Origin of the sequence: Herbaspirillum sp. 3R11, from assembly GCF_004563925.1 — a bacterium.
In the GTDB taxonomy this organism is placed as follows: Bacteria; Pseudomonadota; Gammaproteobacteria; order Burkholderiales; family Burkholderiaceae_D; genus Herbaspirillum.
The window spans coordinates 302052-322712 of record NZ_SPNJ01000001.1 but is presented as its reverse complement, the minus strand read 5'-3'; the positions used below and the strand labels follow the sequence as shown (position 1 = coordinate 322712).

General features: G+C 60.5%; 15 protein-coding genes and 1 other RNA gene. 10 read left to right on the top strand and 6 right to left on the bottom strand.

Features of this window, described 5'->3' with window-relative positions; all coding sequences use genetic code 11:
• The first annotated feature begins 83 nt into the window (after positions 1–83).
• The 4 genes from E4P32_RS01445 to E4P32_RS01430 all read left to right on the top strand — a co-directional run bounded on the left by E4P32_RS01445 (position 84) and on the right by E4P32_RS01430 (position 3859).
• Positions 84–1808: a methyl-accepting chemotaxis protein gene (locus E4P32_RS01445; RefSeq protein ID WP_116433587.1), complete on the top strand. Its 1725-nt coding sequence runs from the start codon at positions 84–86 to the stop codon at positions 1806–1808.
• Between the two features lie 486 nt (positions 1809–2294).
• The gene (locus E4P32_RS01440; RefSeq protein ID WP_135008694.1) at positions 2295–2942 is read left to right on the top strand and encodes a hypothetical protein; all 648 of its coding nucleotides are present in this window, start codon (positions 2295–2297) and stop codon (positions 2940–2942) included.
• Between the two features lie 106 nt (positions 2943–3048).
• Positions 3049–3405 carry an MmcQ/YjbR family DNA-binding protein gene (locus E4P32_RS01435; RefSeq protein ID WP_116433589.1) on the top strand — a complete coding sequence of 119 codons (357 nt, stop codon included), beginning with the start codon at positions 3049–3051 and terminating at the stop codon, positions 3403–3405.
• On the top strand, positions 3398–3859 hold the full coding sequence (locus tag E4P32_RS01430; protein WP_199525589.1) for a hypothetical protein: 462 nt from the start codon (positions 3398–3400) through the stop codon (positions 3857–3859). Before E4P32_RS01435 ends, E4P32_RS01430 begins: the two co-directional genes overlap by 8 nt.
• A gap of 41 nt (positions 3860–3900) precedes the next feature.
• Here the strand turns inward: E4P32_RS01430 and pyk are convergent, their stop codons facing one another.
• The 5 genes from pyk to gcl form a co-directional block, all read right to left on the bottom strand.
• Positions 3901–5334 carry a pyruvate kinase gene (pyk, locus tag E4P32_RS01425; protein ID WP_116433590.1) on the bottom strand — a complete coding sequence of 478 codons (1434 nt, stop codon included), beginning with the start codon at positions 5332–5334 and terminating at the stop codon, positions 3901–3903.
• Positions 5335–5399: 65 nt separating this feature from the next.
• Entirely contained in the window at positions 5400–6665 is a 1266-nt protein-coding gene (locus tag E4P32_RS01420) for a glycerate kinase (RefSeq protein WP_116433591.1), read from the bottom strand.
• A gap of 680 nt (positions 6666–7345) precedes the next feature.
• Positions 7346–8233: a 2-hydroxy-3-oxopropionate reductase gene (gene glxR, locus E4P32_RS01415; RefSeq protein WP_116433592.1), complete on the bottom strand. Its 888-nt coding sequence runs from the start codon at positions 8231–8233 to the stop codon at positions 7346–7348.
• A 47-nt stretch (positions 8234–8280) separates the two neighbouring features.
• Entirely contained in the window at positions 8281–9060 is a 780-nt protein-coding gene (gene hyi, locus E4P32_RS01410; RefSeq protein ID WP_116433593.1) for a hydroxypyruvate isomerase, read from the bottom strand.
• A 213-nt stretch (positions 9061–9273) separates the two neighbouring features.
• The gene (gene gcl / locus E4P32_RS01405; RefSeq protein ID WP_116433594.1) at positions 9274–11049 is read right to left on the bottom strand and encodes a glyoxylate carboligase; all 1776 of its coding nucleotides are present in this window, start codon (positions 11047–11049) and stop codon (positions 9274–9276) included.
• A gap of 172 nt (positions 11050–11221) precedes the next feature.
• On the opposite strand from gcl, the gene E4P32_RS01400 reads away from it, so the two are divergent.
• From E4P32_RS01400 to xdhC, 5 genes are all read left to right on the top strand, one after another.
• Positions 11222–12130, top strand: a complete 909-nt coding sequence (locus E4P32_RS01400) for a LysR family transcriptional regulator (RefSeq protein WP_116433595.1) — start codon at positions 11222–11224, stop codon at positions 12128–12130.
• 366 nt (positions 12131–12496) lie between these two features.
• Complete coding sequence (locus tag E4P32_RS01395) at positions 12497–13795, top strand: NCS2 family permease (protein ID WP_116433596.1); 1299 nt, start codon at positions 12497–12499, stop codon at positions 13793–13795.
• Between the two features lie 208 nt (positions 13796–14003).
• Positions 14004–15494: a xanthine dehydrogenase small subunit gene (gene xdhA, locus E4P32_RS01390; protein WP_116433597.1), complete on the top strand. Its 1491-nt coding sequence runs from the start codon at positions 14004–14006 to the stop codon at positions 15492–15494.
• A 12-nt stretch (positions 15495–15506) separates the two neighbouring features.
• Positions 15507–17873: a xanthine dehydrogenase molybdopterin binding subunit gene (xdhB, locus tag E4P32_RS01385; RefSeq protein WP_116433598.1), complete on the top strand. Its 2367-nt coding sequence runs from the start codon at positions 15507–15509 to the stop codon at positions 17871–17873.
• Between the two features lie 33 nt (positions 17874–17906).
• Positions 17907–19031 carry a xanthine dehydrogenase accessory protein XdhC gene (gene xdhC, locus E4P32_RS01380; RefSeq protein ID WP_116433599.1) on the top strand — a complete coding sequence of 375 codons (1125 nt, stop codon included), beginning with the start codon at positions 17907–17909 and terminating at the stop codon, positions 19029–19031.
• Between the two features lie 56 nt (positions 19032–19087).
• Here the strand turns inward: xdhC and E4P32_RS01375 are convergent.
• Positions 19088–19177: non-coding RNA, sX9 sRNA (locus E4P32_RS01375), on the bottom strand.
• 84 nt (positions 19178–19261) lie between these two features.
• On the opposite strand from E4P32_RS01375, the gene guaD reads away from it, so the two are divergent.
• Complete coding sequence (gene guaD, locus E4P32_RS01370; RefSeq protein ID WP_116433600.1) at positions 19262–20560, top strand: guanine deaminase; 1299 nt, start codon at positions 19262–19264, stop codon at positions 20558–20560.
• The last annotated feature ends 101 nt before the right edge of the window (positions 20561–20661 follow it).

The window sequence follows — 20661 nt, the reverse complement described above, 5'->3', positions numbered from 1 at the left end:
CTGGCATGAGAATTGCCTTTTAGGTAACGCCACACATGACTGGCGCAATGTTTCGCAGTCCACTGAACAGCAAAGGTATCCCCATGAAAATCGCCAACATGAAAATCGGCCAACGCCTGGCCATCGGCTTCGGCATCGTGATCGTCCTGCTGGTCGCCATCACGGCGCTCAGCAATATCCAGCTGGGCCGCCTCAACGACGGCATCAACCTGATCACCAAGGACCGCTACCCCAAGACCGTGCTGGCCAACACCATCCAGATCCAGGTCAACAAGATCGCTCTCGATATCCGCGACATCATGCTCACCGGCGATGCCGACAAGATCAAATTCCTGGTCGGCGACGCCACCGCCGCCGACAAGAAGATGAATGAAAGTCTCGCGCAAATGCAAACGATTGCAAAGACCGACGAAGACAAGCGTTACGTCAAGGACGCCATGACCGCGCGCGACGCTTACCTCCCCGTGCGCGACGGTCTCCTGAAGCTGGCGCTGGCCGGCCAGGTCGAGGAAGCCAAGGCTTACCTGCCGCAACAGTTCATGCCGCTGCAGATCAAATACTTCATCGCGCTCGACGCCATGTTCGACTACCAGGGCGGCCTGATGGACGCCGCCGGCGACAAGGCCAGCAGCGAATCCGGCAGCGCCCGCATGATCATCAACACGCTCGCAGCCATCACCTTGCTGCTGTCGGCGATGGTCGCCTGGCTGGTCTCGCGCAGCATCACGCGACCGCTGACCGAAGCAGTCGATGTCGCCCGTCGCGTCGCCGACGGCGACCTCACGACGAAAGTCGAAGTCAAATCCACCGACGAAACCGGCCAGCTCATGTCCGCGCTGCAAACCATGAACAGCAACCTCTACAACATCGTCAGCCAGGTACGGCAAGGCACCGACACCATCGCCACCGCCTCCAGTGAAATCGCCACCGGCAACATGGACCTGTCAGCACGCACCGAACAGCAAGCCGGCTCGCTGGAGGAAACTGCCTCGGCCATGGAAGAACTCACCTCCACCGTCCGCCAAAACGCCGACAACGCGCGCCAGGCCAACCAGCTTGCCGTATCCGCATCGAGTGTCGCCGTCGACGGCGGCACCGTGGTCGGCAAGGTGGTCGACACAATGAGCTCGATCAACGATTCGTCGCGCAAGATCGTCGACATCATCGGCGTGATCGACGGCATCGCCTTCCAGACCAACATTCTCGCGCTGAACGCTGCGGTGGAAGCAGCCCGCGCCGGCGAACAAGGCCGCGGCTTTGCGGTGGTCGCCAGCGAAGTGCGCAGCCTGGCCCAGCGCAGTGCGGCTGCGGCCAAGGAAATCAAGATCCTCATCGACGACTCCGTCGCCAAGGTCGACACCGGCAGCAAGCTGGTCGAGCAAGCCGGCACCACCATGACCGAAGTCGTCGCCAGCGTAAAACGAGTAACGGATATCGTCGGCGAAATCAGCGCCGCCAGCCAGGAACAAAGCCAGGGCATCGACGAAGTCGGCCGCGCCATCACCAGCATCGACGAAACCACGCAGCAGAACGCCGCACTGGTGGAACAATCAGCCGCCGCCGCTCAGTCGCTGCAGGATCAGGCTGCCAAGCTGATGCAACTGGTCAGTGTGTTCAAGCTGGATCAGCAGGTTGCTCCAGCGTCTTCCGTTTTGGCACGCAAGCAAGCCACGGTTGACGTCACGCCGCGGCCGGCGCAGCTGAAGCAGGTGAAAAAACCTGCTGCTGCGTCCGTTCCTGCCTTGGCGTCGGCCCCCAAACCGGTTGCGGCAACCGTCGGCAAGGATGAGGATTGGGAACAATTCTGATCTGATAGTCCGGCCGAAGACTTTTATCAATTCATCAACAATCAGGCCAGCTGCAACCGAAGCAATCGCAGATACCAGCGACTCTCTCCAATCATCTTCAATGAAAAAACGGCGCCTCTGCGCCGTTTTTTTATTTTCCTTCCACCGCGCTGCATTCGTTACTTTTGCTTTACTATTTCCGTACTAAAAAATGAGCGAATCGCTTGCATTGCGATGACGCTTGCAGGCTGACTAAAAATATCTACATGCTGGCTTCAGGGGAAAAACAAACATCTGCAATGTCGGCCATGCGCCGTTTGCAGCGAGGCGCCCTCCCACCATCCTTCCCGGTATCACTGGGAGTGCTCAGCAAAACAAAAAAATTCGCTTCCGGACTTTTCTGCTTCCGGCGTCCATGTGCATGTTTTTCATACGCCGGAATGTGCATTCGCGCATTCACGGCATCCCGCTGTTTCCGATTTTTTCACACGACAACCAGGCACTCTCATGTACACAAAAATCAAAATTGCCACCGCAGCATGTCTTTGCTTTGTTCTGAGTGGATGTTTTACACCGAGGTCTTTCGTGGACCCGTCGGTTCCCAAAATTTCGTATGACGCTCTGCAAAAACGCCAGGAATCGCTCAAGCTTAAAGTCACTACCGAATTTCAACGCAACGGCAAGGCATTTCCCCGTGTCAACGCGATGCTCAAAGATAGTACGGAGCGCATCCTGCGCGGCACCGGTGTAATCGTGCCGGCCGGCGACGATGGCGCCGGCACGATTGAAGTGACCGTCAACAACATTGCAGATATCGGCGCCGCCGCCGCCAAAGGAGCCGGCGTCGGCTTGACCTTCGGCCTCGCCGGCACCACTGTGATGGATAACTATGAACTCACCGTCAGCGTCAACATCAACGGCAAGACCTTCACCCACACAGCCATCAAGCACGCCATCTACAGCGCCATCGGCAATACCTCGCTGCCTCCGGGTATTGAGGGACTTCCCACCAACGTCGCTTTCGAACGCGCGCTGGAACAGATGCTGTTGAAGGCGATCGTCGACATGCAGAAAAGCGGTGAACTGGCAATGATGCCGGTGCGTGTTGATTCGATCCCCTACGCGATGAATCGATTGCCGTCCATGTTCCGGTAGTCCGTTTCAGACGGGAAGAATGAAGCGGCGCCCTCGGATCGTTTGAGGCACCGCTTTCAATTGAAATACCTTGCACGCGACGTTTTCCCGAACCTGCCTTGTCACGATGAACACCACTCAGCTCAAAAAATTCTGCAGCGACCTGCCGGCCGCGACCTCACACCTCGCCCTGCCGCCATCCAATATCCTGGTGTATTCAGTCGGTGAAAAAAACTTCGCCTGGTTCAAGACCAGCGATCCCGAAAAATGGCGCTTCAGCTTCCGCGTCAGCCCCGAACGCTTCATCGAACTGACCGACATGCCCGGCATCAAGCCGGCGCGTTACATGGCGCGCTTTCATTGGGTGACGATTGTGGATGTGCGGACCATGCCGGAGGAGTATTTGAAGGAACTGGTACGGTGGGCTTATGACAAGGCGTTGAAGGGCTTGAGCGGGAAGCAGCGGAAGGCATTGCTTGATTGACAAAAAAGCAATACATAGACAAAAAACTGAACAAGGAAATCAAATGAATTTTGGACGTTCGCCAAACAGGGCTCTTGTTCTTGCTCTGTTTTTCAGCAGCCCGGTATTCGCACAAGATGCACCACCGGTTCTAAGCAAAGAAAAAGAAGCAGTTCTTGTGCAGGCAATTGACGTCGCATCGGCCATCTATGCCGACAGTCTGAAAAATGCACTCTACGTCGTTGCTACGACAAGAAACTGCAACAAACTCTATCCCCACCTGACGGAAAAAATTAAGGCCCAGTTTTCATCAGAGAGCAGTGGGTTCGACCAAAAAACAAGAGACGAAATAAAAAGACTTGAGGCCAGCAAAGATCCATATGTGAAAGGTCAGATTGACGGTGCAGTCATTGTCACTTACGACAAAGAGCAGCTGGAGATAGGTTGCAAGGCATTTGCCGGAATCAGTCCTTAACGGATCAGAGGATTCCGGCCTTCCGGAATCCTCAATGATGTTCAATGATTGGAAGAGTCTCCCCACACCTCCGCCAACCGCAACAAATTGGTACTCCCCGGCTGCCCAAAGGGCATGCCGGCGGTAATCGCGATCTGATCACCCTTCTTCGCAAATCCTTCCTTCAATGCCGTCTGGCATGCTGCGCTGACCATTTCGCTTTCGTTGTGAATCTGGTCGCTGATCGTTGAATGTACTCCCCACACCAATGCCAGCTTGCGTGCGGTCGCAATCTTCGGCGTGATGCTCAGGATCGGCGCCATCGGGCGTTCGCGGGCGGCGCGCAGGCTGGTGTGGCCGGAGCTGGTGTAGGTCACGGTGGCGGTGGCGCCGACGATGCGGGTGACGTCGCGCAGGGCGGAGCAGATCGCATCAGAGCTGTTGGCTTGCGGCGTCTCCTGCTGGGCGTCGAGCATGTTGCGGTAGAGCGGGTCGCGTTCGACTTCGCTGATGACGCGGTCCATCATGGCGACGGCTTGCAGCGGGTAGCTGCCGTTGGCGGATTCTGCCGACAGCATGACGGCGTCGGAGCCGTCGTAAATGGCGGCGGCGACGTCGGAGACTTCGGCACGGGTCGGCACGGGACTCGTGATCATCGACTCCAGCATCTGCGTGGCGATGACGATGGGACGACCGTGCTGGCGGCAGACACGCAGGATACGCTTTTGCGTGCCGGGCACGCGCTCGGGCGGCAGCTCGACGCCGAGGTCGCCGCGCGCGACCATGATGGCGTCGGAGGCCTGGACGATTTCATCGAGGCGGTCGAGAGCGGCGGGCTTTTCCAATTTGGACAAGACGGCGGCGCGGCCGTTGATCAGGGCGCATGCTTCGTGCACGTCTTCGGGACGCTGGACGAACGACAGCGCGATCCAGTCGACGCCGAGTTCCAGGGCGAAGGCCAGGTCGCGTTTGTCTTTCTCGGTCAGCGCGGGAATCGGCAGCACGGCGTCGGGCACGTTGACGCCCTTGCGGTCGGACAAGGCGCCGCCGTTGATGACCTTGGTGCGGATGCGTTGGCCGTCGCTGTCGAGCACTTGCAGACGCAGCTTGCCGTCGTCGAGCAGCAGCGACTGGCCGGCGGCGATAACTTCAAACAGTTCGGCATGCGGCAGACAGACACGGGTGTTGTCGCCGGGCGTGGTATCGCGGTCGAGAATGAACTCCTGCCCTGCTTCCAACTGGACCTTGCCCTCGGCGAACTGGCCGACGCGCAGCTTGGGACCTTGCAGGTCGGCGAGGATGGCGATCGGGCGGCCGACTTCACGCTCGACGGCGCGCACGATCTCAAAACGCGCGTGATGGTCGGCGTGGGTGCCGTGGCTGAAGTTGAAGCGGAACACATCGGCTCCGGCTTCGAACAGCGCTTTGATCATCTCTTTGGTAGCGCTGGCGGGGCCGAGTGTGGCTACGATTTTTGCCTGGCGTTGACGTCGCATGGACGGTCTCCTTGGTGTTGTTGGTGACGACGTCGCCAGCAGCTATCACTGACGACGGTAATTTTTTAAAGGATCAGGATGGCGCGGAAATCGTTGACGTTGGTACGCGTCGGGCCGCTGACGACGAGGTCGCCGAGCGCGCTGAAGAAACCGTAGCCGTCGTTGTTCTCCAGCAGCGCCTTCGGATTGAGGCCGAGTTCTGCGGCGCGCTTCATTGAGTCGGGTTCATAGATCGCGCCGGCGTTGTCTTCCGAACCGTCGATGCCGTCGGTGTCGCAGGCGATCGCATGCATGCCGGGTGCGCCGTTGAGGGCGTTGGCGAGACTGAGCAGGAATTCCGCATTGCGTCCGCCGCGACCGGTGCCGCGCACGGTGACGGTGGTTTCGCCGCCGGAGATCAGCACGCAGGGTTTCTTGAACGGCTGGTCGTGCTGGGCGATCTGTTTTGCGATCGCCGCGTGCGCGAGGCCGATGTCGCACGCTTCGCCTTCCATGTCATCGGACAGGATATAGGGCGTGATGCCGGCGGCGCGTGCAGCTGTTGCCGCTGCCTGCAGGGCTTGCTGGGCGGTGGCGATGACGTGGTGTTCGTTGGCGGCCAGGCGTTCATCGCCGGGCTTGGGGGTTTCGCCGATGCCGGACTCCAGATGCACTTGCACCGATGGTGGAACCTCGATCTTGTATTTGCGCAGCACCGCCAAGGCCTCGGCACAGGTGGTGGCGTCAGGCAAGGTCGGGCCGCTGGCGATGATGCCGGGATCGTCGCCGGGGATGTCGGAGATCATCAGCGTCACTACGCGCGCCGGTGCACAGGCCAAAGCGAGGCGGCCGCCTTTGATGGCGGAGAGGTGTTTGCGGACGCAGTTCATTTCGAAGATATTGGCGCCGCTTTTGAGCAGGGCTTTGTTGATGGCCTGCTTTTGTTCGAGGGTGATGCCTTCGGCCGGGAGTGCGAGCAGCGCTGAGCCGCCGCCGGAGATCAGGCAGAGGACCAGGTCGTCTTTGGTGAGGCCGTTGACCATGGCCAGCATGCGGGCGGCGGCTTGGCGGCCGGCTTCGTCGGGCACGGGGTGGGAGGCTTCGACGACTTCGATTTGTTGGCAGTCGGCGCCGTGGCCGTATCTGGTCACTACCAGTCCTGATATTTTTCCGGGCCAGTGCTGCTCTACTGTCTTGGCCATGGCTGCGGCGCCTTTGCCTGCGCCTATGACGATGGTGCGGCCATTTTTCGGCGGTTCGGGCAGGAAGGATGGGAGGGATTTTTCTGCGCTTACTGCGGAGACGGCGGCGGTGTAGAGGTCGAGGAGGAATTGGCGGGGGTTGAGTTGCATTTTGTTGATTCCTTATTGTTCCGACTTGCTTGTTGTGCGTTGATGAATGCTGTTTTTTCTTCGATCAACCCTGCCGGGGGTAGCCCGGCGGCTACTCACTTTTCTTGTCTCGCCAAGAAAAGTAAGCAAAAGAAGCGACCGCTGGTTCGTAGCCCCTTCGGGGTCCCCGGCGTCGGCAGGCACAAATCGGGAGGGGAAATAAACTCGCTGCGCTCAGACAAATTTCCCCTCTTTATCCGATTTGCACCTGCCGCCACCGGCTACTCGCAAGCGGACTTCCAGACTGGCTCGCTTCGCATCGCCAGGGGACAGAGATCATGTGACGGCCGCAGTTCTTCACTATCGCTCTAAAAAGACGAAAGAATGAGAATCACGATGCCGCAGGCGAGCCACCCAAGGCAATGCGAAGCGAGCCGAAGAAGAATTCCGCTTATGAGTCGCCGTTGGTGACGTGCTCAAATCGGATAAAGAAGGGAAACTTGTCTGAGCGCAGCGAGTTTGTTTCCCTTCCCGATTTGAGTGCGGCACCAACGGGAACCCCGCGCAGCGGGGCGGCGAATCGCGGTCGCCTTTCTTTGCTTACTTTCTTTGGCGAAGCAAAGAAAGTGAGCGGCTGCCGGGCCGCCCCCGGCAACCATGGTCGTCCGAAGAAAGAAAAGACTCAGCAACGACCAGCCAGATCAGCCCTTGGCAATCTCATGATTCGACATCAACTCAATCGCCCGGCACAACGCCGAGTGATCCAACCCACTCATCCCATTAGCCGCACAAGCATTCATCAACTCCTGCGTAGCCGCCGTATTAGGCAAGCTGACACCCAAAGCCTTCGCCCCCTGCAAAGCCAGATTCAAATCCTTCTGATGCAACTCAATCCGGAAACCAGGATTGAAAGTACGCTTGACCATGCGCTCGCCATGCACTTCCAGAATGCGCGAAGAAGCAAACCCGCCCATCAACGCCTGCCGCACCCGCGCAGGATCCGCACCCGCCTTGGAAGCAAACAACAACGCTTCAGCCACCGCCTGAATATTCAGCGCAACGATGATCTGATTCGCCACCTTGGTGGTCTGGCCGTCGCCGTTACCGCCGACCAAGGTGATGTTCTTGCCCATCAGCTCGAACAAGGACTTGACATCATTGAACGCCGACTCGTTGCCGCCAACCATGATCGTCAGCGACGCCGCCTTGGCGCCGACTTCGCCGCCGGAGACCGGCGCGTCCAGGTATTCGCAACCGAGTGCGTTGATCTTCTGCGCGAAACCCTTGGTCGCGATCGGCGAGATCGAGCTCATGTCGACCACGATCTTGCCGGCACTCAGGCCTTCGGCGACGCCGCCTTTGCTGAACAGCACCGCTTCAACGTGCGGCGTGTCCGGCACCATCACGATGATGATGTCGGCGCGCTTGGCGACTTCTGAGCCCGAAGTGCAGACGGTGGCGCCGCCTTCGATCAGCGCTGCAGGTGGATTTTTTTGATCATGCAGGTAGAGCTTGTGACCGCCCTTTTGCAGGTTTTCCGCCATGGGCGAACCCATGATGCCCAATCCGATGAATCCGACTTTTGCCATGATGTGTCTCCTCTGAGATGAATAAATGAATGCGTTTCAAACGACGATCAAAGACCGTGCGCCGCGCGCCAGCCGAGACCTTCGACGGTGCCGGCCTTGGGCTTGTACTCGCAGCCGATCCAGCCCTGATAGCCGATCTCGTCCAGGTACTTGAACAGGAAGCGGTAGTTGATCTCGCCCGTGCCCGGCTCGAAGCGGCCCGGGTTGTCGGCCAGTTGCACGTGGCGGATCAGCGAGAGATTGGCCTTGATGGTGTTGGCCAGTTCGCCTTCCATGCGTTGCATGTGATAGATGTCGTACTGGATGAACAGGTTGTTGGAACCGGTCGAGGCGATCAGTTCGGCAGCTTGCTTCGTGGTGTTGAGGAAGAAGCCGGGGATGTCGAAATAGTTGATCGGTTCGATCAGCAAGGCGATGCCTTCGGCTTGCAGCTTGTCGGCGGCGAACTTCAAATTGGCGACCAGGGTCTCGCGCGCAGCGGCGGCGCTGACGCCTTGCTGCTGGATGCCGACTAGGCAGTTCAGTTGTTTGACGCCGAGGATTTTTGCGTAGCGGATCGCGTCGTCGACGCCCTGGCGGAATTCACCGACGCGATCCGGATGACAGGCGATGCCGCGCTCGCCGGCTTCCCAGTTGCCTGCGGGCAGATTGTGCAGGACCAGCTCCAGCTCGTTCTTGCGCAATTGTTCGGCGATCTGCGCCGGTTCGAAGGCGTACGGGAACAGGAATTCCACAGCCTTGAAGTTGGCTTGCGCAGCGGCGCGGAAACGCTCGATGAACGGCAGCTCGGTGAAGAGCATGGTCAGGTTAGCGGCGAGTTTGGTCATGTCTGGGTGTCCTTGGTAGTCGTGGTGCTTGCCGGTTCAGGTCGGGGTTAAAACCGCCACCGCGGTCCCGGCAAATGCCAGGATGCGGTGGCGTACAACAATGCACAGCAATACACGACAGCGGTCGCCCGCTCGGCACATGGGGGCATGTGCCGGCAAGCTGATGTAGTTGTCCGCCGTCGCTGTCTCCTCTGATCTTCTTAACCTTCCTGATCAGTCCAGCAGGCTGATTGCCGTCGGCGCATGCTCGCGCTTGGTGGCCAGCTCTTCGAACTCGTTGATGGCGTTGATCTCGGTGCCCATCGCGATGTTGGTGACGCGCTCCAGGATGATTTCCACCACCACCGGTACGCGGTACTCGGCCATCCAGCGCTGCGCCACGGCGAAGGCGTCCTGGATCTCGTTCGGGTTGGTGACGCGGATCGCCTTGCAGCCGAGGCCTTCCACCACGGCGACGTGGTCGACGCCGTAGCCGTTGAGTTCGGGCGCGTTGATGTTCTCGAACGCCAGTTGCACGCAGTAGTCCATCTCGAAGCCGCGTTGCGCCTGGCGGATCAGGCCGAGGTAGGAGTTGTTCACCACCACGTGCAGATATGGCAGGTTGAATTGCGCGCCGACGGCGAGTTCTTCGATCATGAACTGGAAGTCGTAGTCGCCCGAGATCGCCACCACTTTGCGTTGCAGATCGGCGGCGCACACGCCCAGCGCGGCGGAAATCGTCCAGCCCAGCGGACCGGCCTGGCCGCAATTGATCCAGTGACGGTCTTTATAAACGTGCAGGAATTGCGCGGCGGCGATCTGCGACAGGCCGATGGTGCTGACGTAGCAGGTGTCGCGACCGAAGGCGCGGTTCATTTCTTCATAGACGCGTTGCGGCTTGATCGGCACTTCGTCAAAGTGGGTGCGGCGATGCAGGGTGCGCTTGCGCTCCTGGCAGTCGGCCAGCCATGCTGAGCGGTCGGGCAGCTTGCCGGCGGCTTTCAGTTCTTTGGCGACTTCGATGAACAGCTTCAACGCGGCCTTGGCGTCGGAGACGATGCCGTAGTCCGGACCGAACACGCGACCGATCTGGGTCGGCTCGATGTCGACGTGGACGAAGGTGCGGTCCTTGGTGAAGACTTCGATGGAACCGGTGTGGCGGTTGGCCCAGCGGTTGCCGATGCCGAGCACAAAGTCGGACGCCAGCATGGTGGCGTTGCCGTAGCGGTGGCTGGTCTGCAGACCGACCATGCCGGCCATTTGCGGGTGATCGTCGGGGATCGCGCCCCAGGCCATCAGGGTCGGGATGACCGGCACGCCGGTGAGTTCGGCGAACTCGACCGCCAGCTCAGCCGCATCGGCATTGACCACACCGCCGCCGATGGTCAGCAACGGACGCTCGGACTGGTTCAGCATGGTCAGCGCTTTTTCGATCTGGGCGCGGGTGGCCGATGGGCGATAGACCGGCAGTGGCTCGTAAGTGTCCGGGTCGAATTCGATCTCGGCCATCTGCACGTCGAACGGCAAATCGATCAGCACCGGACCGGGACGGCCCGAGCGCATCAGGTGGAAAGCCTGCTGGAACACGCGCGGCACCAGGGCCGGTTCGCGCACGGTGACGGCCCACTTGGTGACCGGCTTGGCGATCGACTCGATGTCGACGGCCTGGAAGTCTTCTTTATACAAACGTGCACGCGGCGCCTGGCCGGTGATGCACAGGATGGGGATCGAGTCGGCTTGGGCGGAGTACAGGCCGGTGATCATGTCGGTGCCGGCCGGACCGGAGGTGCCGATGCAGATACCGATATTGCCGGCCTTGGCGCGGGTATAGCCTTCGGCCATGTGCGAGGCGCCTTCGACGTGGCGCGCCAGAATGTGCTGGATGCCGCCATGGCGTTTCAGCGCCGAGTAGAATGGATTGATCGCTGCGCCGGGCACGCCGAAGGCTTGCAGGCAGCCCTCTTTTTCCAGCACATATACCGCTGCGTCTACTGCCTTCATCTTTGCCATGTTGCCTCCTGGGTTGTTAGGTCCTGATGCGCCGGAAGCAAAACAACGATGCCCCTCAGCTAGTGAGATGCATCCTATAACCAACAATATTGTTTGATAAGGCCAGTAAATATCTGTTTATTCCGTACTAAAAATATGGAAACATAGTAAAAGTATTGAATAAGGAGGATTTATGGACAAACTCAAACAGATCGAAGCGTTCGTGTCCGTGGTCGAAAAAGGCAGCCTCGCCGCCGCCGCGCTGGAAGAAAACATCACCCCGGTGATGCTGGGCCGACGCATCGACGCCCTGGAAAAACGCCTCGGCACCAAGCTCATGCATCGCACCACACGGCATCTGACGCTGACCGAACAAGGCAGTGTTTTCCTCGACCATTGCCGCAAGCTGCTGGGCGATATCGAGGTGGCGGAAAAGAGCATCGCCGAAGGCCGCCACAAGGCCACCGGCCATCTGGTGGTCTCGACGCCGGCGGCGTATGGACGGCTGCACGTGGCGCCGCATGCGCCGGCTTTCCTGGCCAATCATCCGGAGGTGCAGATCTCGTTCAACCTGACCGACCGCGTGGTGGACCTGGTGCGTGAAGGTTATGACCTTGGCATTCGCATCGGCGGCGCGATCGAGCCGAGTTTCGTGGCGGTCAAGCTGGCCAGCAACCGCCGCGTGGTGTGCGCCGCGCCGGAATACCTGCACCGCAACGGCATCCCCAAAACGCTGGACGACCTGGCACAGCACAATTGCCTGGCCTTCAACCTGCAAGGCGGGCAGCAGCGCGGCTGGTATTTCCAGCAGAACGGCAAGCCGGTGATCATCCGCGCGCAGGGCAACCTGGATTGCAACGACGGCGAGCTGCTGCACCGCTGGGCCAGCGAAGGACTCGGGCTGGCGTGGCGCTCGACCTGGGAAATCCAGTCGCAGCTGGCCTCAGGCGAGCTGATCACGGTGCTGGACGACTACGCCCTGCCCCATTACGACATCATGGCCGTCTACCCGCAACAACGGCATCTGCCGGCGAAGACGCGCTTTTTCATCGATTATCTGAAGGAGGTGTATTCGCAGCCGGATTACTGGACCAGAGGATAAATACCGTCTTTGGCACAGCTTAGTTTCATCATTGTTCGCTGATTCGATACATTCCGATCAGGAATTGCATGATGGAAGAGATGGCAAATTGTCATTATTCAATTTTCTCATCACCATATACCCATAAGCTTATAGTTGATATTCCCCATGCCTTACTTTTTCACCAAATATTTCAACGACATTACATACGCTGCAATCAATCTGCTTGAAGCCGGTTTACGTGCTTTCTGTCAGGACTGGGAGCCGGCGCAAAACAAGATACAAATCAGAACGCCCATTTTTTGCGGACCTGAGAAATCTGCAAGTTTTCTGGCGTATAAAAAAGAATCGCGCACTGTAATCACTGCGTAAACGGAGACAATTCTCATGACTTTTCTGGACAACTATTTCAAACTCAGCGACAACGGTACGACCGTCCGTACCGAGCTGCTGGCCGGTCTCACGACCTTCCTGACGATGGCATACATCATCTTCGTCAACCCATCCATACTCGGGGATGCGGGCATGCCGAAGGATTCCGTCTTCGTCGCCACCTGTGTGGCGGCGGCAATCGGCACACTGATCATGGGCCTGTACGCCAACTACCCGATCGGCCTGGCGCCGGGCATGGGTCTCAACGCCTACTTCGCCTACGCCGTGGTCAAGGGCATGGGCTTCCCGTGGCAGGCTGCGCTGGGCGCGGTGTTCATCTCGGGCTGCCTGTTCCTGCTGGTGAGCCTGTTCCGTATCCGCGAGCTGATCATCAACGCCATCCCGCATTCATTGCGCACGGCGATACCGGCGGGGATAGGACTGTTCCTCGCGCTGATATCGCTCAAGAACGCCGGCATCGTCGCCGCCAGCCCTGCCACCTTCGTCACCATGGGTGACCTGCATCAGGCCGCGCCGGTGCTGGCCATCATCGGCTTCCTGGTGATCGTCGCGCTGGACCAGCTGAAGATCCGCGGCGCGCTGCTGATCGGCATCCTGACCGTGACGGTGCTGAGCTTCATCTTCGGCGGCAATCATTTCAACGGTGTGTTCTCCATGCCGCCATCGATCTCGCCGACGCTGTTCCAGCTCGATCTCAAGGGCGCGATTTCGATGGGCCTGCTGAACGTGGTGCTGGTGTTCTTCCTGGTGGAATTGTTTGACGCCACCGGCACGCTGATGGGCGTGGCGCAACGCGCCGGACTGGTCAAGAACGGCAAGATCGAGCGCATCAACAAGGCCTTGCTAGCGGACAGCGGCGCGATCGTCGCCGGTTCGCTGCTTGGCACTTCGAGCACCACTGCCTATATTGAAAGTGCGGCCGGCGTGCAAGCCGGTGGACGCACCGGCCTGACGGCGGTGGCGGTGGCCGTGCTGTTCCTGCTGGCCCTGTTCATTGCACCGCTGGCGGGCGTGGTGCCGGCCTATGCAACGGCGCCGGCGCTGTTCTTCGTGGCGTGCCTGATGCTGCGCGAACTGGCCGACATCGATTGGAACGACACCACCGAAAGCGTGCCGGCCGTGATCACCGCCCTGGTGATGCCGTTCACGTATTCGATCGCCAACGGCCTGGCGCTGGGCTTCATCAGCTACGCCGCGCTGAAGCTGCTGACCGGTCGCGTCAAGGACGTGTCGGCGGTGATCTGGGTGATCGCGGCGATCTTCCTGTTCAAGATGATTTACCTGGGCGGATAACAGCTCACAGCGCTACCTGACGGAATGCCGGCGTCGCTCTTCGGAGGGACGCCGGCAGCAAGACAGAAGGATTTTTCAGAGAGCGGACTGCATCGACAATCAGCCGCAACAATCGGCTGCGGCAAATCAGTCTTCTCTCTAAAAGGTCCCGGCACAGATCTTGATTCACTGTTTCTTCGATAGCCATTTTTATATAGCAAAGCACACCATGTCCGAACCGATTCGCTTCTATTTCCGCGGCGAGACCCATCAAGTCGATGGACTGCCCAATACACGCACCGTTTTGCAGCATTTGCGCGAAGACCTGCATTGCACCGGCACCAAAGAGGGTTGCGCGGAAGGCGATTGCGGCGCCTGTACGGTGGTCGTGGGCGAGTTGCGCGGCAACGATCTGGAACTGAAAACGGTCAACTCCTGCATCCAGTTCGTACCGACGCTGGACGGTAAGGCGCTGTTCACGGTGGAAGATCTGAAACAACGCGACGGTTGCCTGCACCCGGCTCAGCAAGCGATGGTCGAATGCCACGGTTCCCAATGCGGCTTCTGCACGCCGGGCTTCGTGATGTCGCTGTGGGGCTTGTATCTCAAGCATGAGCAGGACAGCGTCGCTCCGACCACGCGTGAAATCGACGACGCCCTGTCCGGCAACCTGTGCCGCTGCACCGGCTATCGTCCGATCATCGACGCCGCGCGCCGCATGGGTGAATTGCCCAAGGTGAGCTTCGACCGCGCACCGGTGATCGAGGCCCTGCGCGCGATCCGTCGCGAAGAACCATTGAGCGTCACGCATGCCGGCCAGACCTTCCACGCGCCGCGCACGCTGGCGCAACTGGCGACCTTGCGCAACGACTTGCCGAAGGCGCGCATCCTGGCCGGCTCGACCGACGTCGGCCTGTGGGTGACCAAACACATGCGCGATCTGGGCGACATCATCTACATCGGCCAAGTGGAAGAAATCCGCCACATCATCCAGCAGGACGGCTGGCTGGAAATCGGCGCCGGCGTCACGCTGGAAAAAGCCTACGCCGCATTGACCGAACAATATCCGGATGAGTTGTCCGAAATGTGGCAACGCTTCGCCTCGCTGCCGGTGCGCAACGCCGGCACGCTGGGCGGCAATGTCGCCAACGGCTCGCCGATCGGCGACTCGATGCCGTGGCTGATCGCGCTCGGCACTGAAATCGTGTTGTACGGCGTCGACGGCCAACGCGTCATGCCGCTGGAAGATTTTTATATCGCGTACCAGAAGTCGGCGATCCTGCCCAATGAGTTCGTCCAGGCCGTGCGCGTGCCGTTGCCGCGCAAGGACATCGCCTTCCGCGTGTACAAGCTGACCAAGCGTTTCGATCAGGACATCTCGGCGGTGTGCGCCGCGTTTGCCTTCCGTCTTGACGGCGGCAAGGTAGTCGATGCCCGCATGGCCTACGGCGGCATGGCGGCCACGCCCAAGCGTGCTGCGCAGGCCGAGGCAGCGCTCAACGGCAAGGAATGGAACGAGGCCAATGTCAAAGCGGCAATGCTTGCGCTGACGCAAGATTACGCACCGCTTTCTGACATGCGTGCGTCTTCGGCGTATCGTATGAGAACCGCACAAAACCTGTTGTACCGCTACTGGCTGGAGACGCGCACCGACGCGCCGTTGCCGCCCGCCTCCGTGAGCGCATTTGTGCACGGTAAAAATGCTGCCCAGATTGCTTAGGAAGGAAGCGCAATGAACAAGCAAACTGAAGAATTCATGTCTATCAAATCCTCCAAGGCACCCTGGACCGAGGTCGGCAAACCGCATCCGCACGAGTCCGCCATCCTGCACGTCACCGGCGAAGCCACCTACACCGACGACATCGTCGAACTGCAAGGCACGCTGCATGCTGCGCTCGGCCTGTCGAGCAAGGCGCATGCAAAACTGCGTGCTATCGATCTGAGCAAGGTCAAGGCATCGGTGGGCGTGGTCGCGGTCTACACCGCCGCCGACATCCCCGGTGAAAACCAATGCGGCGCCATCATCAAGGATGATCCGGTGCTGGCGGAAGACCTGGTGCAATACGTCGGCCAGCCGATCTTCATCGTTATCGCCGACAGCCACGACAACGCTCGCCGCGCCGCGCGCCAGGCCGTGATCGACTATGAAGAACTGCCGGCCGTGCTGACGCCGCGCGCCGCGCATGCAGCCGAATCCTATGTGTTGCCGCCGATGCACCTGACCCGCGGCAATCCGTCGGAAGCCTTCAACAACGCGCCGCACAAGCTCAAGGGCAAGTTCGACGTCGGTGGCCAGGAGCAGTTTTACCTGGAAGGACAGATCTCGTACGCGATCCCGAAAGAAGGACGCGGCATGCACGTTTACTGCTCGACCCAGCATCCGAGCGAAATGCAGCATCACATTGCCCACGTACTGCACGTCGCTTCGCATGACGTGCTGGTCGAATGCCGTCGCATGGGCGGCGGCTTCGGCGGCAAGGAATCGCAATCGGCCTTGTGGGCTTGCGCCGCTGCCGTGGCTGCGGTGCGCCTGCGCCGCCCGATCAAGCTGCGCGCCGATCGCGACGATGACATGATCGTCACCGGCAAGCGCCATTGCTTCGCCTACGATTACGAAATCGGCTACGACGACAACGGCCGCATCGTTGCCGCCAAGATCGACATGGTCTCGCGCGCCGGTTTCTCGGCCGACTTGTCGGGCCCGGTCGCGACACGCGCAGTCTGCCACTTCGACAATGCCTACTATCTGTCGGACGTGGAAATCCACGCCATGTGCGGCAAGACCAACACGCAATCGAATACCGCCTTCCGCGGCTTCGGCGGTCCGCAAGGCGCCATCGCGATCGAATACATCATCGACGAAATCGCCCGCAATCTCGGCAAGGATGCGCTGGAAGTGCGCCGCGCCAACTTCTACGGCAGCAGCGACGCCGACGGCCCGGATGCGCGCAACACCACGCACTACGGCCAGAAGGTCGAAGACAACGTGATTCAGGCGCTGGTCGACGAACTGGAACGCACCAGCGAGTACCAGGAACGCCGACTGGCCATCAAGGCCTTCAACGCCGGGAACACCATCCTCAAACGCGGCCTGGCGCTGACGCCGGTCAAGTTCGGTATCTCGTTCAACGTGCCGCACCTGAACCAGGCCGGCTCGCTGGTGCACGTCTATACCGACGGCTCGGTACTGGTCAATCACGGCGGCACGGAAATGGGCCAGGGGCTCAATACCAAGGTCGCGCAAGTCGTCGCCAACGCGCTCGGCCTGCCGCTGGAACAGGTTCGCTGCACAGCGACCGACACCAGCAAGATCGCCAACACCTCGGCCACCGCCGCCTCCACCGGCAGCGACCTGAACGGCAAGGCGGCGCAGGATGCAGCCTTGCAAATCCGCGCGCGACTGGCGCAGGTTGCGGCGGAACGCTTCAACGCCGACGTCAGCGAAGTGCGCTTCGCCGACGGCATGGTCTCAACCGGCGCGCAATCGGTGACGTTCGAAGAACTGGTGATGCAGGCTTACCTGAAGCGCGTGCAATTGTGGTCGGACGGGTTCTACTCGACGCCCAAGGTGCACTGGAATTCCAAGACCATGAACGGCCATCCGTTCTTCTACTTCGCCTATGGCGCGGCGGTGGCCGAAGTCGTGATCGATACGCTGACCGGCGAGTGGCGCCTGATCCGTGCGGACTCGCTGTACGACGCCGGCGAGAGCCTGAACCCGGCCATCGACGTCGGCCAGGTCGAAGGCGGCTTCATCCAGGGCATGGGCTGGCTGACCACGGAAGAGCTGTGGTGGAACAAGGACGGCAAGCTGATGACGCATGCGCCGTCGACGTACAAGATTCCGGCGGTGTCGGATTGCCCGACCGATTTCCGCACGCAGTTGTTCAAGAACAGCAATGTGTCGGACACCATCCACCGCTCCAAGGCCACCGGCGAACCGCCGCTACTGCTGCCGTTCTCGGTGTTCCTGGCGATCCGCGATGCGGTGTCGGCGGTGGGCGACCATCGCGTCAATCCGCCGCTGCGCGCACCGGCGACCAGCGAAGCGATTCTGGATGCGATTGATGCGGTGAAAGCTACACAACTTGCGCAGTAACCTGGTGGACGTTTTCAACTTCAAGGGGAATTCATGACCGTATGGCTCGCCGCACTCAAGGACTTGCACAGCACCGCCGTCCCGGCAGTGCTGGTCACGGTGGCGACCATCCAAGGGTCGACGCCGCGCGAGGCGGGTGCGCGCATGGTGTTTACGGCCGACGGCCAGTACGACACCATCGGCGGCGGCCATCTGGAATGGCGTGCGGCGCAGATCGCGCGCGACATGCTTGAGTCGGATGCGACGGTATTCGCCGGCATCCGCAAATTCGAACGCATCGCGCTGGGACCGAGCCTGGGCCAGTGCTGCGGCGGTGTGGTGTTCCTGGCGTTTGAACGCATCGAGCAGCGCATCGATACCCGTGCCGGCCTCATGCTGACCGAACTCGAACAGCACTGGCGCAACGGCGTCGACATCTGGCGCGCAGTCGCGCTGGAATCGGACGACCCGACGCTGCTGTACGAACTGGAAGGCGAAGCCTGCGACCTCAGCGCGCCCGACAACGGACTGGACGCCGAACAATTCCGTCATGCCGGCAACACCCATGTCACGCAAGACCGTTACGGCCGCCGCTGGCTGCTCGACCGCTGCCGCGCGCATCAGCCGCAGGTCGTGCTGTTCGGCGCCGGCCATGTCGGCGCCGCCATCGTGCGCGTGCTGGCGACGCTGCCCTGCCGCGTGCTGTGGGTCGATGAACGCGAAGACATGTTCCCGGCCGACCTACCGATGCAGGTGACGGTGGAAGCTACCGACGTGCCCAACGCCGTGGTGGACATGGCCGAACCGGGCGCCTACTTCCTCGTGATGACGCACAGCCATGCGCTGGATCAACAACTGAGTGAACGCATCCTGAAGCGCGCCGACATCGGCTGGTACGGCCTGATCGGTTCGCAGACCAAGCGCAAGCAGTTCGAACATCGCCTGCTCGACCGCGGCATCACGCAGGAACAACTGAACAAGATGACCTGCCCGATCGGCATTCCGGGCATCTACGGCAAGGAACCCGCCAGCATCGCGCTGGCGGTGGTGGCGCAGTTGCTGCAACTGTGGGAGCTGCAGGCGCTGCGGGTGGTGAAAGCGCAGCAGCCGCAGCAGCCAGACTTGTCCGGCACACTCAAGGCGAGACCGCCCACACACATGCTGGACGGCCGGAGTTAAGGACAACCGGACCGTCGCCTCAGCAGCATCTGTTCCATCCCATACTAGTATCATTTAGTTATCAAGAAACCTGTTCAAGGTCTGTAGCGAGAGGTCGTCAGCTGGTAGCGCCCGGAGCGCAGGAACCGGAATGTACTGAAGTACATGAGGATTCCGAGCACCGTACGCTGCCAGATCACGGCCTCGCAGTAAGACATTGAGCAGGTTTGAGCCAAGATTAAGGATTACCCATGACTTCCCACGTGCAAGCCTATCGCGCCAGCCTGCTCCATTTCCGCAACGATCCCGCCTTCGACGAACGCGCCACGCAATGGCATAGCGACGGCCTGCTGATCGTCTCCGATGGAAAAATCGTCGCCGCCGGCGACTACAGCAAGCTGGCCGCCACCCTGCCCCCTGATTGCGTGCCGCTCGACTATCGCGGCAAGATCATCACGCCCGGCTTCATCGACACCCACGTCCACTATCCGCAAACCGACATCATCGGCTCGCCCGCGCCGGGCCTGCTGCCGTGGCTGAACACGTACACCTTCCCGGCCGAGCGTCGTTTCGAAAGCGGCGAACATGCGAGTGAAGTGGCCGACTTTTTCCTGGCTGAACTGCTGCGCAACGGCACCACTACGGCCGCCGTGTATTGCACCGTGCATCCGCAATCGGTCGATGCCTTCTTCAGCCGCAGCAGCGAACTGAACCTGCGCATGGTGGCCGGCAAATGCCTGATGGATCGCAACGCGCCGGACTTCCTGCGCGACACCGCCGAGAGCGGCGCGCGCGAGACCGAAGAACTGATCCAGCGCTGGCACAACAAGGGCCGCCAGCACTACGCGATCACGGTGCGCTTTGCGCCGACCTCGACGCCGCAACAGCTGAAGCTGGCCGGTGAGCTGGCGACGCAATATCCGGACACCTACATCCAGACCCACGTCGCCGAAAACACCGATGAAGTGCAATGGGTCAAGGAACTGTTCCCTGACGCCCGCAGCTATCTCGACGTCTACGATCAATACGGCCTGATGCGCGAGCGCGCGCTGTATGCGCACTGCATCTGGCTGGACGACGCCGACCGCGCGCGCATGGCGGCGACGCAATCGGTGGCGACTGTATGCCCGACCTCCAACCTGTTCCTCGGCAGCGGCCTGTTCGACTTTGCCAACGCCGACAAGCTGCGCATGCCGGTATCGCTGGCGACCGATGTGGGCGGCGGCACCAGCTTCTCGATGTTGCAGACGATGAATGAGCTGTACAAGGTCGGCCGCATGGCCGGTACGCATCTTTCGGCGCAGCGCATGTTCTACCTGGCGACGCTGGGCGGTGCACGCGCCCTGCAGCTGGAAGGCAAGATCGGCAACTTCGCCGCCGGCTGCGACGCCGACTTCATCGTGCTCGATCCGAAATGCACGCCGCTGCTGGCGCGCCGCAGCGCCACCACAGAGAGTCTGGAAGAACAACTGTTTGCCCTGGCAATCCTGGCTGACGACCGCGCAATTGCGGCGACGTATTCAGCCGGGGCTTGCGTGCATACGCGCTGAAACGCGCTTCAGGTTTTTTGAGGAGTTTGGGGCGGGCCGTGCGAGCGGTTCGCCCTTTTTTAGACTTATTAAAGTCCGTCATCTGGGGTTGATCGAAAAAA

Excerpts from the sequence above, each read along its gene's own strand:
- E4P32_RS01400 (WP_116433595.1), top strand. The coding sequence starts at position 11,222 with ATGGACAAACTCAAACAGATCGAAGCGTTCGTGTCCGTGGTCGAAAAA.
- E4P32_RS01435 (WP_116433589.1), top strand. The coding sequence starts at position 3,049 with ATGAACACCACTCAGCTCAAAAAATTCTGCAGCGACCTGCCGGCCGCG.
- guaD (WP_116433600.1), top strand. The coding sequence starts at position 19,262 with ATGACTTCCCACGTGCAAGCCTATCGCGCCAGCCTGCTCCATTTCCGC.
- hyi (WP_116433593.1), bottom strand. The coding sequence starts at position 9,060 with ATGACCAAACTCGCCGCTAACCTGACCATGCTCTTCACCGAGCTGCCG.
- E4P32_RS01440 (WP_135008694.1), top strand. The coding sequence starts at position 2,295 with ATGTACACAAAAATCAAAATTGCCACCGCAGCATGTCTTTGCTTTGTT.
- pyk (WP_116433590.1), bottom strand. The coding sequence starts at position 5,334 with ATGCGACGTCAACGCCAGGCAAAAATCGTAGCCACACTCGGCCCCGCC.
- E4P32_RS01395 (WP_116433596.1), top strand. The coding sequence starts at position 12,497 with ATGACTTTTCTGGACAACTATTTCAAACTCAGCGACAACGGTACGACC.
- E4P32_RS01445 (WP_116433587.1), top strand. The coding sequence starts at position 84 with ATGAAAATCGCCAACATGAAAATCGGCCAACGCCTGGCCATCGGCTTC.
- E4P32_RS01420 (WP_116433591.1), bottom strand. The coding sequence starts at position 6,665 with ATGCAACTCAACCCCCGCCAATTCCTCCTCGACCTCTACACCGCCGCC.
- xdhA (WP_116433597.1), top strand. The coding sequence starts at position 14,004 with ATGTCCGAACCGATTCGCTTCTATTTCCGCGGCGAGACCCATCAAGTC.
- gcl (WP_116433594.1), bottom strand. The coding sequence starts at position 11,049 with ATGGCAAAGATGAAGGCAGTAGACGCAGCGGTATATGTGCTGGAAAAA.
- xdhC (WP_116433599.1), top strand. The coding sequence starts at position 17,907 with ATGACCGTATGGCTCGCCGCACTCAAGGACTTGCACAGCACCGCCGTC.
- xdhB (WP_116433598.1), top strand. The coding sequence starts at position 15,507 with ATGAACAAGCAAACTGAAGAATTCATGTCTATCAAATCCTCCAAGGCA.
- glxR (WP_116433592.1), bottom strand. The coding sequence starts at position 8,233 with ATGGCAAAAGTCGGATTCATCGGATTGGGCATCATGGGTTCGCCCATG.